Origin of the sequence: Pseudomonas canadensis, assembly GCF_000503215.1 — a bacterium.
Taxonomy (GTDB): Bacteria; Pseudomonadota; Gammaproteobacteria; order Pseudomonadales; family Pseudomonadaceae; genus Aquipseudomonas; species Aquipseudomonas canadensis.
Genome location: NZ_KI628539.1, coordinates 711,352 through 725,103, shown reverse-complemented (window position 1 = coordinate 725,103; position 13,752 = coordinate 711,352). Strand labels below are relative to the sequence as shown.

Genomic DNA, 13,752 nt, shown 5'->3' with positions numbered 1-13,752 from the left:
CCGTGCTGATCGAAATCCCGGCATTGCTCAGTGCCAGCGAAGTCGACACCACCGTGGCCGCCTTGCTCGATCAGCCCTGGGTTGACGGCAAGGTGACCGCCGGACAGCGCTCGGCCATGGCGAAAAACAACCGGCAACTGACGGAAGATTCACCGATGGCCCTGCGCATCGGTGAGCAGATTCTGGCGCGGCTGTCGGACAACGCGCTGTTCATGTCGGCGGCCTTGCCCAAGCGCATTTACCCGCCGCTGTTCAACCGCTACAGCGGTGGTGAAGCCTTCGACTGGCATATCGACAACGCCATTCGCGGCATCAAGGGCGTGCGCGAACGGGTGCGCACCGACATCTCCGCCACGCTGTTCCTGGCCGACCCGGCCAGCTACGACGGCGGTGAACTGGTGATCCGCGACACCTTCGGCGAGCACGCGGTGAAGCTGCCCGCCGGTCACCTGCTGATCTACCCCGGCAGCAGCTTGCACAAGATCAACCCGGTGACGCGCGGTGAACGCATCGCGAGTTTTTTCTGGATCGAAAGCCTGGTGCGCGAAGACAGCCAGCGCCAGTTGCTATTGGACATGGACGTCGCCATCCAGACCCTCACCGCCCAAAACGCCGACCACCACGCGCTGCTGCAACTGAGCGGCGCCTACCACAACCTGTTGCGGCGCTGGAGCGATGTCTGATGCGCCGCCTGCACCTGGAGTCCCTGCCATGTTGAAACCTCGTCACCTGCTCAAGCTGGGTGTGCTGTTCGGCGCCCTGGTCCTTGGCCACGCTGAATCCGCTGCCGCCCATGAAGTCACCGACGTACTGGGCCGCAAGGTCGAAGTGGCGGACACCGTAAAGCGCGTTGTCCTAGGTGAAGGCCGGCTGATTTCGGCGTTTGCGTTGCTGGACAAGGACGCGCCCTTCCAGCGCATCGTCGGCTGGCAGAATGATTTGCGCCTGCTCGACCAACACACCTACAACGCCTACGTGGCGAAATTTCCCATAGTGAAAGACATCCCGCTGATCGGGCAAGCGTCGGAACAAAGCGTCAGCGCCGAGGAAATCCTTTCGCTGAAACCTGACCTGGCAGTGTTCAGCATTTCCGGTCACGGCCCCACCGAACACAGTCCGGTCGCCGATGTGCTGGCCAAGGCGGGCATTCCGGTGGTGTTCGTCGACTTCCGCATCAACCCGGTGCAGGGCACTCACACCAGCATGACTGCGCTGGGCCAGGCATTGGGGCGTGAAGCCCAGGCCAAGGCGTTCCTGGGCTTCTATGACCAGCACATCAAGGTGATCACCGATGCGGTCGCCACCTTGCCGGCGGGGCCGCGCCCGAGTGTGTTCCTCGAACTGCTGGCCGGCGTTTGGCAAGCGCCGGGGCATACCACCGGCAAGAGTGGCATGGGCGAACTGATCGCACTGGTCGGCGGGCGCAATATCGCGGCTGGCGTGGTGCCGGGTGCGCTGGGCGATATCAGCGTCGAATACGCGCTCAAGGCCGACCCGGATGTGTATATAGCCACCGGCAACCGCAAGCCCGGCTTGATCTTGGGCGCGGGTGTTGGCGCAGATGAAGCCCACGAGGCGCTGGACCGGGTATTGGCGCGTCCCGAATTCGCCAATCTTCGTGCAATCCGCGAAGGCAATGCCCACGGCCTGTGGCATGACTTCTATAACTCACCGTACAACCTGCTGGCGATTGAATCGTTGGCCAAATGGGTGCACCCAGAGCTGTTCGCCAAGCTGGATCCGCAGGCGACCATGAACCAGATCAACGCGCAATTCCTGGGGATGCCGTTGCAGGGTGCCTATTGGATCGACAGCAAGCCCGCTCCCACATTTAGATCTTTATTGTTTTCGAAATTGTGTGAGCCCAATGACCACTCAAACCCTCGACCTTGCCAACGCCACCGACGGCTACCGTCGCCTGTTGGCGCGGCGCGCCTGGCTGCTGGGCCTGCTCGGTACGGCGCTGGTGTGCGCCATCCTCGTGGACCTTGCCAGCGGCCCCTCGGGTATGGGCCTGCTGGCCTTGCTCGACGGTATCCTGCACCCGTCGCATCTGAGCGCCACCGACCAAGTAATCATCTGGAACGTGCGCCTACCCTATGCACTCATGGCAGTGCTGGTGGGCTGCGCGCTGTCATTGGCCGGGGCCGAGATGCAGGCGATCCTGAACAACCCGCTGGCCAGCCCGTTCACCCTGGGCGTGTCGTCGGCCGCAGCGCTGGGCGCGTCCCTGGTGATTGTGTTTCCGGTGACGACGCTGTGGGTGTCGGCCAATACGGCGATTTCCCTCTCAGCCTTCATCTTCGCCGCGGCTTCGGTGTTCTTGCTGCAAGCCATGTCGCGTTTGCGCGGCGCCGGGGTGGAAAGCCTGGTGCTGTTCGGCATCGCCCTGGTGTTCAGTTGCAACGCGGTGGTGGCGCTGCTGCAACTGGTGGCCACCGAAGACGTGTTGCAACAGCTGGTGTTCTGGACGTTGGGCAGTGTGACCCGCGCCAACTGGGACAAGCTCGGCATCCTGGCGCTGGTGGTCGCGGTAGTGCTGCCGTTTTCCTTTGCCGCCGCACCGCGCCTGACCCTGTTGCGCATGGGTGAGGACCGTGCGCAAAGCTTTGGCGTCGACGTGAAGCGCCTGCGGTTTTTCTCACTGTTGCGCATCAGCCTGCTGTCGGCCACCGCCGTGGCCTTTGTGGGCACAATCGGGTTTATCGGCCTGGTCGGTCCGCATATCGCGCGGATCCTGGTGGGCGAAGATCAACGTTTCCTGTTGCCGGCCAGCGCCCTGACCGGCGCGTTGCTGCTGTCGCTGTCGTCGATTGCCAGCAAGTTGATCATGCCCGGCGTGATTGTGCCGGTGGGCATCGTCACCGCGTTGGTGGGCGTGCCGATTTTCGTGGTGCTGGTGTTTAAGCGGGGGAGGCAGTTATGAGCGAAGGTTTGAGCGTACACAACGCCCAGGTGAGTTACGGGCGTCGGCAGATCGTGCACGACCTTAGTCTGCCCACCCTGCCCCACGGCAGCCTGACCGCTCTGATCGGCCCCAACGGCGCGGGCAAGTCCACCCTGCTGCGTGCCGTGGCCGGGCTGGAAAAGATGCAAGGCGTTGTACGATTGGGTGACCTTGACCTGTCGGCCATGTCTGTCGCCGAGCGCGCGCGGCGCGTGACCTACATGCCGCAGAACCTGCCGCCAGGCTTGAGCCTCAGCGTGATGGAAAGCGTGATCGCCGCCCTGCGCGTAGCGAATGTCGAGGGCATCCCGTTGTCCAGCGACGCCTGCCTGCGTGAAGCCTTCGACGCCTTGCAACGCATTGGAATCGCACATTTGGCTGATCAACTGTTGAGCACGCTCTCCGGTGGCCAACGCCAATTGGTCAGCCTCGCCCAACTCATCGCGCGTCGCCCGCAGGTGATGCTGCTGGACGAACCCACCAGCGCCCTCGACCTCAATTACCAACTGAAAGTCATGGATTGCGTGCGCGATTTGGTGCGCGAACACAACCTGATTGCCGTGGTGGTGCTGCACGACATCAACCTCGCCGCACGCTTCGCCGACCATATTGCCGTACTGCGCCAGGGACGCTTGTATGCCAGCGGTGCAGCGGACGACGTGCTTAACCCACTGCTGTTTGCCGAGGTGTATCGCGTGCGGGCACGCATCGAGCGCTGTTCGCAGCACACCGTGCAGGTGTTGGTGGACGGCGCCTTTTAATTTGCTTCTAAGAGTATGCGCAAATGTTTCATTGAATTTTCGCACACCCAACATTACCTATACCTACAGGCATTCGCTCAAGCATCACCACTTTTGGAGAGCTTCATGATCGACCTGTATTACTGGACTACCCCCAACGGTCACAAAGTATCGCTGTTCCTGGAAGAAGCCGGCCTGCCCTATAAGGTGCACCCGATCAATATCGGCCAGGGCGAACAGTTCAAGCCTGACTTCCTGAAGATCGCTCCCAACAACCGCATTCCGGCCATCGTCGATCAGGCCCCGACCGACGGCGGCGCGCCGATTTCGCTGTTCGAATCCGGCGCGATCCTGCTGTACCTCGCGGAAAAAACCGGCCAGTTCATTCCCAAAGACCTGCATGGTCGCCAGGAAGCGCTGCAATGGCTGTTCTGGCAAATGGGCGGCCTGGGCCCGATGGCGGGTCAGAATCATCACTTCAGCCAGTTCGCACCGGAGAAGATCCCCTACGCGATCAAGCGTTATGTGGACGAAACCGCCCGCCTTTACGGCGTGCTCGACCGTCGTCTGGCAGATCGTGCATTCGTGGCGGGCGAGGCCTACAGCATCGCCGATATGGCGATCTACCCGTGGATCGTCTCCCACAAGTGGCAGAGCCAACGCCTGGAAGATTTCCCACATCTGCATCGCTGGTTCAACAGCATCAAGGAGCGGCCGGCAACAGTGCGCGCGTATGAGCTGGTGCAGAAAGTGAACCCGCCCAAATCCTGAGCCTGGCCCTTTGTAGGAGCCGGCTTGCCGGCGATGGCGATTGAACAGTCGCCATCTTCGCTGAGGCTGACGGCTTCATCGCCGGCAAGCCGGTTCCTACAGTTATTACGCGTTCTACAAATCAATCGATAAATAAGCATCGACTCCCGCTTGCGTCGTTTCGCCGCGCTCACTAACGTAGCGCCTTTACTGACGCTACCCCCGCAGGAGCTTTGCCATGGCCTCGCCAGCCCTCTCACATTTTCTTCCCCGGTTCGGCGTTGCCGCGGCAGTGGCCAGTGCGTTAAGCCTGGCCGGTTGCCAGCTCCAGAGCACCCAGGACACCCTGCCCCCGGTCGCCGGCGTGCAGCCGATCAAAGGCCTGGCACAGAATGTGTCCGTGCGCCGCAATGCCCAAGGCATGCCGCTGATCGAAAGCAACACTTTCCATGACGCGCTGTTCAGCCTCGGTTATGTGCACGCCAGTGACCGCATCACGCAGATGGTCACCCTGCGCCTGCTGGCCCAGGGCCGCCTGGCGGAAATGTCCGGGCCGGAGGTGCTGGATGTCGACCGCTTCATGCGTGCGGTCAACCTGAAAAAAAGCGCCGGCGAGCTGTATAACGCGTCAAGCCCGCGCCTCAAGCGCTTCTTCGAAGTGTATGCGCGTGGCGTCAACGCCTACCTGTTCCGCTACCGCGACAAGCTGCCGCCGGACCTGGCACAGACCGGCTACACGCCCGAATACTGGAAGCCGGAAGACTCGGCACTGCTGTTCTGCCTGCTGAATTTCAGCGAATCGGCCAACCTGCAGGAAGAAATTTCGTCGCTGGTGCTGGCGCAGAAAGTCGGCGTCGACAAACTCGCCTGGCTCACGCCCAGCGCACCGGATGAAGCGATCCCGCTGGCCGAGGCCGAGAAACTCAAGGGCGTGAACCTGGGCCAGATCACCGGTCTCGCCGGCCTGGATACGGTCAGCCAACAACTGAGCAGTCTCAATTCACTGGCAGTCACTACCTCGAGCAACTGGGCCATCGGCCCGCAACGCAGCCGCAGCGGTAAGAGCCTGTTGGCAGGCGACCTCGCCGCCCAGCCGCAAGCGCCGTCGCCGTGGAGCTACGTGCAGATCCGTGCGCCGAAATACCAGGCCGTGGGCGCCTCGATTGCTGGCTTGCCGATGCTGTTGTCCGGTTTTAACGGCAAGGTCGCGTGGAGCATGAGCACGGTCAAGGGCGACACACAGGACTTGTTCCTGGAAAAGGTCAAACGCCAGGGCAGCGCGTTGTACTACGAGAACAACGGCAAATGGCTACCCGCCGGTGTGCGAAACGAAACCTTCTTCGTCAAAGGCCAACGCTCGATTCGCGAAGTGGTGTACGAAACCCGTCACGGCGCCCTGCTTAACAGCAGCCAGGCGCTGACCACGGGCCTGGGTTTGGCGCTGCAAACCGCCGACTTCAAGGACGACAAGAGCCTGGACGCGTTCTTCGACCTGTCCCGCGCCCAAAACGCGGGCAAGGCCTCGGACGCAACCCGCGAGATTCGCGCCATTGCGCTGAACATGATCTTCGCCGACGCCAGCAATATTGGCTGGCAAGTCACCGGGCGCTTCCCCAACCGCCGTGAAGGTGAGGGCCTGCTGCCGTCGCCGGGCTGGGACACGCGTTTTGACTGGGACGGTTACGCCGATGCGATGCTGCACCCGTATGACCAGGACCCGGCTCAAGGCTGGATCGGCACCGCCAACCAGCGCACCGCGCCGCGCGGTTATGGCATGCAACTGTCCAACTCCTGGGATGCCCCGGAGCGCAGCGAGCGCCTGGCGCAACTGGCCAATGCCGGCAAGCATGACAGCCGCAGCATGATCGCCATGCAGTACGACCAGACGACGACCTTCGCCGCCAAGCTCAAGACCCTGTTCCAGGCACCGGGCATGGCCCAGCCGCTGAAACAGGCGATTGACGCGCTGCCGGCGGCCGAACAGGTCAAGGCACGTGAAGCACTGGGCCGCCTGATGGCCTTTGATGGCCGCTTGGTATCCACCTCCGCCGACGCGGCGATCTATGAACTGTTCCTGCAGGAAAGCACCAAACAGATCTTCCTCGACGAACTCGGCCCGGAAAACAGTGCCAGCTGGAAGGCGTTTGTCAGCAATGCCAACCTGTCCTACGCCGCCCAGGCCGACCACTTGCTGGGTCGCGAAGACAGCCCATTCTGGGATGACGTGCGCACCCCGCAGAAAGAAGACAAACCGGCGATCCTCGCCCGCAGCCTGGCCGCCGCGATCACTGCCGGTGATAGCCAATTAGGAGCCGATCACAAGGCCTGGCAGTGGGGCAAACTGCACACCACCACTTGGAAAAACACGAATGGCCAGGTGATTCGCGGCCCACTGGCGTCCGGTGGCGACCACAACACCTTGAACCCGGCGCCGTACAGCTGGGGCCAGGACTTCACCACCACCCAGGTACCGGCGCTGCGCATGATCGTCGACTTTGGCCAGGTGGAACCGATGATGGGCCAGGGCGGCATCGGGCAGTCCGGCAACCCGGCCAGCCCGAACTATGCCAACGGCATCGACCCGTCGCTCAAGGCGCAATACCTTAGCTTCCCGATGCAACCGCAGAACTTCGAAAAGGTGTATGGAAAGGCTCGGTTGACCCTGACGCCGGGCAAATAATCCGGCAAGTGTGGGGCGGGCTTTTACTGTGGTGAGCGGGCTTGCCCCGCGCTGGGTGGCGAAGCCGCCCTAAAACCAGGCGACCTGTTTCTGACTGGAAGCATGCGTTGACTGGATTGGGGCCGCTTCGCGCCCCAGCGCGGGGCAAGCCCGCTCACCACAACGAGCCCGCTCACTACAATAGTTAATCGAACTTCTCATCGCCCGCCCGCCTCCTACCTGATAAGCCCATCGCCCCCGGCACGCCCATGGACCTTGTCATCGCCCGCCCCGAAGGCCTCTACTGCCCCGCCGGAGATTTCTACATCGACCCCTGGCGCCCGGTGGAGCGCTCGGTCATCACCCACGCCCATGGCGACCACGCGCGCACCGGCAACCAGCACTACCTGGCGGCAGCCCCCGGCGAAGGCATCCTGCGTTCACGCCTGGGCCAGGACATCAACCTGCAGACCCTGGCCTACGGCGAGCCACTGGTCCACCACGGCGTCACCTTGAGTTTTCACCCTGCCGGGCATGTCTTGGGTTCGGCCCAGGTGCGCCTGGAATACCGGGGCGAAGTCTGGGTCGCGTCCGGTGACTACAAAGTCGAGCCCGACGGCACCTGCGCCCCCTTCGAACCGGTGCGCTGCCACACCTTTATCACCGAGTCGACCTTCGGCCTGCCGATCTACCGCTGGCAGCCCCAGGCGCAGATCTTCGCCGGGATCAACGATTGGTGGCAGGCGAATATCGCCGCCGGCAAAGCCAGCGTGTTGTTCTGTTATTCCTTCGGCAAGGCCCAGCGCATCCTGCATGGCATCGACGCCAGCATCGGCCCGATCCTCAGCCATGGCGCGGTCGAGCCGTTGAACCGGGTGTACCGTGAGGCCGGCATCTATATTCCTGAAACCCTCTACGCCGGTGACTTCAAGAAAACCGACCCACTGCTGCGCCAGGCCTTGATCATCGCCCCACCCTCGGCCGGCGGCAGCAGTTGGATCAAGCGCTTCGGCGACTACAGCGACGCCTTCGCCAGCGGCTGGATGCGCCTGCGCGGCACCCGACGCAGGCGCGGCGTGGACCGAGGTTTTGTGCTATCGGACCACGCCGATTGGCCCGGCCTGTTGTGGGCCATCGAGCAAACCGGCGCCGAGCGGGTGATGGTTACCCACGGGTCTGTCGGAGTATTGGTACGCCATCTGCGGGAAAAAGGCCTGGATGCCCAGGGCTTCACCACTGAATACGGTGACGACGAAGAAGAGGCCAGCGCATGAAGGCCTTTGCCGAGCTGTACGCCAACCTCGACGCCACCACCTCCAGCAACGCCAAGCTGGCCGCGCTGCAAGCCTACTTCCGCGATGCTGCGCCGGAAGATGCGGCCTGGGCCGTGTATTTCCTTTCCGGCGGACGCCCTCGGCAACTGGTGCCGACGCGCCTGCTGCGGGACATGGCCACTGAAGCATCGGGTATCGAGCCATGGTTGTTTGAAGAAAGCTACCAATCAGTGGGCGATCTGGCAGAAACCATTTCCCTGCTGCTGCCGGAATCTACCTACACCTCGGAGGACGGCCTGGCGGTGTGGCTGGAGGAAAAACTCCTACCCCTGCGTGGCTTGCCGCCATTGGAATTGGCCGAGCGTCTACCTGCGTTATGGGCGCAACTGGATCAACCCAGCCTGATGGTCTGCATCAAGTTGATCACCGGCAGCTTCCGTGTGGGCGTGTCCAAGCTACTGGTCACCCGCGCCCTCGCCGCAATGGCCGATCTGGACAGCAAGCGCGTGGCGCAACGGCTGGTGGGCTACACCGATCTGTCTAACCGTCCTACGCCGCAGGGTTATCTCAAGCTCATCGCCGCCGAATCGCCCGACGAACATGCGCAACGCGGCGGGCAGCCTTATCCGTTTTTTCTCGCCCATGGTTTGGCGCAACCCGTGGAGCAATTCAACGATTTGCTTGGCTCTCCCGCCGACTGGCAAGTGGAATGGAAGTGGGATGGCATCCGCGCGCAACTGGTGAAGCGTGACGGCCGCCTGTGGATCTGGTCCCGTGGCGAAGAATTGGTGACTGAGCGCTTCCCCGAACTGCATAGCCTGGTAAGCGGCTTGCCCGACGGCACGGTGATCGACGGCGAAATCGTGGTGTGGAAAGACGCGGTGCAACCGTTCGCGCTGCTCCAACAACGGATTGGGCGCAAGACCCTGAGCAAAAAAGTGCTGGAGGACGCCCCGGTTGCGGTGCTGGCCTACGACCTGCTGGAACATCAGGGCGACGATTGGCGCAACCACACCCAGGCTGAGCGTCGCACGCAACTTGAGCAGGTAATTGCCCAGTGCAACCAGCCGGTATTACTGGCATCTCCCCTGTTGACCGGCGCGACCTGGGAAGACCTGGCCGAACAACGCGAAGCCTCCCGCAGCCTCGGCGTAGAAGGCATGATGCTCAAGGCACGTGATGGCCTGTACGGCGTCGGCCGCACCAAGGACATGGGCGTGTGGTGGAAGTGGAAGGTCGACCCGTTCAGCGTCGACGCGGTGTTGATTTACGCCCAACGCGGCCACGGCCGGCGCGCGAGCCTGTACAGCGACTACACCTTCGCCGTATGGGATGGCCCGGCCGGCAGCGAACGCACGCTGGTGCCCTTTGCCAAGGCCTACTCCGGCCTGACCGACGAAGAAATGCGCAAGGTCGACGCCATCGTGCGCAAGACCACCGTGGAAAAGTTCGGCCCGGTCAGCAGCGTGACCCCGAGCATGGTGTTTGAACTGGGGTTCGAAGGCATTGCCCTGTCCAAGCGACACAAGAGTGGGATTGCGGTGCGGTTTCCACGGATGTTGCGGTGGCGGCAGGATAAAACCGTGGAAGACGCTGACAACCTTGCCACCCTGCAAGACCTCCTGACCTGATTCCTGCTTAAAAATGGCACAAATCCTTGTGGGAGCTGGCTTGCCTGCGATGGCGGCGTGTCAGTGAAAAATGAATTCTCTGATCCACCGCCATCGCAGGCAAGCCAGCTCCCACATTATTGATCTGCGCCAGAACCAAATTGGTGCACTGTTTTTTGCGCGCCCATTTTCGGGCATCTCCTACACTCAGCTCTCCCTTGTCCCACCTTTTAAAACGACCATTCGGAACTACATTCGGAACTATGGTGCAGAAATTGCTACTTGTGATCCGTCTGACACCGTTCAGTAACAGTCCTAAATGCGCCACAAGCGCTTATCTTGGTTTCCAGGGATTACATAATGAAAAAAGCATTGCTGACCCTTTCTGCACTGGCCCTGTGCATGGCCGCCGGTTCCGCGCTGGCCAAGGAATACAAGGAACTGCGTTTTGGTGTCGATCCGTCCTACGCGCCGTTCGAATCCAAGGCCGCCGACGGCAGCCTGGTGGGCTTCGATATCGACCTGGGCAATGCGATCTGCGCCGAGCTGAAAGTGAAGTGCAAGTGGGTTGAAAGTGACTTCGACGGCATGATTCCAGGCCTCAAGGCCAACAAGTTCGACGGCGTGATTTCGTCCATGACCGTGACCCCGGTGCGTGAAAAGGCCATCGACTTCTCCAGTGAACTGTTCTCCGGCCCTACCTCGCTGGTATTCAAGAAAGGCGCAGGCTACTCGACACCTGAGTCCCTCAAGGGCAAGTCCGTGGGCTACGAGCAAGGCACCATCCAGGAAGCCTATGCCAAGGCCGTATTGGATAAAGCCGGTGTGACCACCAAGGCCTACGCCAACCAGGACCAGGTGTATGCCGACCTGACCTCCGGGCGTCTCGACGCATCCGTGCAGGACATGCTGCAAGCCGAACTGGGCTTCCTGAAGTCGCCGGCAGGCGCCGGTTACGAAGTCAGCGCGGCCATCGACGACCCGTTGCTGCCGTCGAAAACCGCCATCGGTATCAAAAAAGGTAACACTGAGCTGAAGGCGCTTTTGGATAAAGGTATCAAAGCGTTACACGATGATGGCACCTACGCCACCATCCAGAAGAAACACTTTGGCGATCTGAACCTGTACAGCGGCAAATAATGCCTGGAGCGCCCTTCCCCGGAGGGGCGCTTTTTTATCGCCATAGGTCCTGATTTATGTTCGAAGAATTGTTGCAAACCCTCGGGTTGAGCACGCTCAGCTTGAAGGGTTTCGGCCCGCTGTTGCTGCAAGGCACCTGGATGACTATCAAGTTGTCGGTGCTGTCCCTGGCCGTCAGCGTGTTGCTGGGCCTGCTCGGCGCCAGCGCCAAACTCTCCAGCCTGCCCTTCCTGCGTATTCCCGCCCAGCTCTACACCACGTTGATTCGCGGCGTGCCCGACCTGGTGCTGATGCTGTTGATTTTCTACAGCCTGCAAACCTGGCTGACCGGCTTGACCGACTTCATGGAGTGGGAATACATCGAGATCGACCCCTTCAGCGCCGGGGTGATCACCCTCGGTTTTATCTACGGTGCGTACTTCACCGAGACCTTTCGCGGCGCGATCCTCGCGGTGCCCCGTGGCCAACTGGAAGCCGCCACGGCCTATGGCCTCAAGCGCGGCCAGCGGTTTCGCTACGTGACCTTCCCGCAGATGATGCGCTTTGCCCTGCCGGGAATCGGCAATAACTGGATGGTGATGCTCAAGGCCACGGCCCTGGTGTCGATCATCGGCCTGGCCGACCTGGTCAAGGCTGCCCAGGATGCCGGCAAGAGCACCTATCAGTTGTTCTACTTTTTGGTCCTCGCGGCGTTGATCTACCTGTTGATCACCAGCGCGTCCAACTTCGTCCTGCGCCGCCTTGAACGTCGCTACTCCGCGGGTGCCCGGGAGGCCGTGCGATGATCGAACTCTTGCAGGAATACTGGCGCCCCTTCCTTTATAGCGACGGCCAGCACATCACCGGCCTGGCCATGACGATGTGGCTGCTCACTGCCGCGCTGGTCATCGGCTTTCTGGTGTCGATCCCGTTGTCCATCGCCCGTGTGTCGCGCAAGCGCCTGGTGCGTTGGCCGGTGCAGTTCTACACGTACCTGTTCCGGGGCACGCCGCTCTATATCCAGCTGCTGATCTGCTACACCGGCATCTACAGCCTCGCCGCCGTGCGCGAACAACCGTTGCTGGATGCGTTCTTTCGCGACGCGATGAACTGCACCATCCTGGCCTTCGCCCTCAACACCTGCGCGTACACCACGGAGATTTTCGCCGGGGCGATCCGCAGCATGGCCCATGGCGAAGTCGAAGCGGCCAAGGCCTACGGCTTGAGCGGCTGGAAGTTGTACGCCTATGTGATCATGCCGTCGGCGTTGCGTCGTTCGCTGCCCTACTACAGCAATGAAGTGATCCTGATGCTGCACTCGACCACGGTGGCCTTCACCGCGACGATCCCCGACATCCTCAAAGTGGCGCGGGATGCCAACTCGGCCACTTTCATGACCTTTCAATCATTCGGTATCGCTGCGCTGATCTACCTGACCGTGACCTTTGCCCTGGTCGGTCTGTTCCGCTTGGCGGAGCGTCGTTGGCTGGCCTTCCTCGGGCCGAGTCATTAAGGAGTTTTTATGCGTCATCAGGTCCATGAACTGATCGCGCCGGTGCCAGGGACGGCACGGCAGATTCACAGTTTTCACTTCGGCCCGGAACAGGCCGAAGGCAAGATCTATATCCAGTCGTCGCTGCATGCCGATGAACTGCCAGGCATGCTGGTGGCTTGGCACCTCAAAGTACGCCTGGCTGAACTGGCGGCGGCCGGTCGCCTGCGCAGCGAGATTGTGCTGGTGCCCATCGCCAACCCGGTGGGCCTGGAACAGGTGCTGATGGATATCCCGCTGGGCCGCTACGAGCTGGAAAGCGGGCAGAACTTCAATCGCCTGTTTGTCGACCTCAGTGAGGCGGTGGGTAATCAAGTCGAGGAGCTGCTTGGGGAAGATCCCCAGCACAACGTCGAGTTGATCCGCGCCGCGCTGTCTACCGCCCTCGCTGCGCAAAGCGCCGAGACCCAACTGCAATCCCAGCGCCTGGTGCTGCAACGCCTGGCGTGCGATGCCGACATGGTGCTGGATCTGCATTGCGACTTTGAAGCCGTGGCGCACCTGTACACCACACCCGAGGCCTGGCCGCAGGTGGAACCATTGGCGCGTTACATCGGCTCGGAGGCCAATCTGCTGGCGACCGACTCCGGCGGGCAATCCTTCGATGAGTGTTTCACCCTGGTGTGGTGGCAGTTGCAGCAACGCTTCGGCGAGCGCTTCCCGATCCCCATGGGCAGCTTTTCGGTGACCCTCGAACTGCGTGGCCAGGGCGACGTCAATCACGGCTTGGCCGCCCTCGACTGCCAGGCGATCATCGATTACCTGATCCACTTCGGCGCCATTGCCGGGGAAGCCGCACCACTGCCCGACCTGCCCTACCCGGCCACACCGCTGGCAGGCGTTGAGCCGGTGGCGACGCCCATGGGCGGCCTGCTGGTATTCCGCGCCTTGCCCGGTGAATACCTGGACGCCGGACAACTGATCGCTGAAGTCATCGACCCCATTTTTGACCGCGTGACGCCCGTGCATTGTCGCAATGCCGGCCTGCTTTACGCCCGTTCGCTGCGCCGCATGGCCACTGCCGGGATGGTCATCGCCCATGTCGCCGGCACCGAGGCCTACCGCAGCGGCTATCTACTTTCGCCTTGAGGATGCACGCCC

11 protein-coding genes and 1 pseudogene are annotated in these 13,752 nt (G+C 61.9%); all 12 read left to right on the top strand.

Features of this window, described 5'->3' with window-relative positions:
• Positions 1-2: 2 nt before the first annotated feature.
• The 12 genes and pseudogenes from U367_RS0126225 (at position 3) to U367_RS0126170 (ending at position 13,740) form a co-directional block, all read left to right on the top strand.
• Complete coding sequence (locus U367_RS0126225) at positions 3-683, top strand: Fe2+-dependent dioxygenase (protein ID WP_028619231.1); 681 nt, start codon at positions 3-5, stop codon at positions 681-683.
• A 28-nt stretch (positions 684-711) separates the two neighbouring features.
• Positions 712-1,818: pseudogene (locus tag U367_RS1000000131200) on the top strand (ABC transporter substrate-binding protein); the annotation flags it as partial.
• Between the two features lie 49 nt (positions 1,819-1,867).
• Positions 1,868-2,926: a FecCD family ABC transporter permease gene (locus U367_RS0126215; protein WP_028619229.1), complete on the top strand. Its 1,059-nt coding sequence runs from the start codon at positions 1,868-1,870 to the stop codon at positions 2,924-2,926.
• Positions 2,923-3,708, top strand: a complete 786-nt coding sequence (locus U367_RS0126210; RefSeq protein WP_028619228.1) for an ABC transporter ATP-binding protein — start codon at positions 2,923-2,925, stop codon at positions 3,706-3,708. The genes U367_RS0126215 and U367_RS0126210 overlap by 4 nt, the downstream gene beginning before the upstream one ends.
• Positions 3,709-3,813: 105 nt before the next feature.
• Entirely contained in the window at positions 3,814-4,458 is a 645-nt protein-coding gene (locus tag U367_RS0126205; protein ID WP_028619227.1) for a glutathione S-transferase N-terminal domain-containing protein, read from the top strand.
• A gap of 217 nt (positions 4,459-4,675) precedes the next feature.
• Positions 4,676-7,117, top strand: coding sequence for a penicillin acylase family protein (locus U367_RS0126200; protein ID WP_028619226.1), 2,442 nt, complete (start codon positions 4,676-4,678; stop codon positions 7,115-7,117).
• 248 nt (positions 7,118-7,365) lie between these two features.
• Entirely contained in the window at positions 7,366-8,370 is a 1,005-nt protein-coding gene (locus U367_RS0126195) for a ligase-associated DNA damage response exonuclease (RefSeq protein ID WP_028619225.1), read from the top strand.
• Positions 8,367-10,001, top strand: coding sequence for an ATP-dependent DNA ligase (locus tag U367_RS0126190; protein ID WP_028619224.1), 1,635 nt, complete (start codon positions 8,367-8,369; stop codon positions 9,999-10,001). The genes U367_RS0126195 and U367_RS0126190 overlap by 4 nt, the downstream gene beginning before the upstream one ends.
• A gap of 339 nt (positions 10,002-10,340) precedes the next feature.
• Positions 10,341-11,120 carry a transporter substrate-binding domain-containing protein gene (locus U367_RS0126185; protein ID WP_021492416.1) on the top strand — a complete coding sequence of 260 codons (780 nt, stop codon included), beginning with the start codon at positions 10,341-10,343 and terminating at the stop codon, positions 11,118-11,120.
• Positions 11,121-11,176: 56 nt separating this feature from the next.
• Positions 11,177-11,905, top strand: coding sequence for an ABC transporter permease (locus tag U367_RS0126180; protein WP_028619223.1), 729 nt, complete (start codon positions 11,177-11,179; stop codon positions 11,903-11,905).
• Complete coding sequence (locus U367_RS0126175) at positions 11,902-12,612, top strand: ABC transporter permease (protein ID WP_028619222.1); 711 nt, start codon at positions 11,902-11,904, stop codon at positions 12,610-12,612. The genes U367_RS0126180 and U367_RS0126175 overlap by 4 nt, the downstream gene beginning before the upstream one ends.
• 9 nt (positions 12,613-12,621) lie before the next feature.
• Positions 12,622-13,740, top strand: coding sequence for a succinylglutamate desuccinylase/aspartoacylase family protein (locus U367_RS0126170; RefSeq protein WP_028619221.1), 1,119 nt, complete (start codon positions 12,622-12,624; stop codon positions 13,738-13,740).
• The last annotated feature ends 12 nt before the right edge of the window (positions 13,741-13,752 follow it).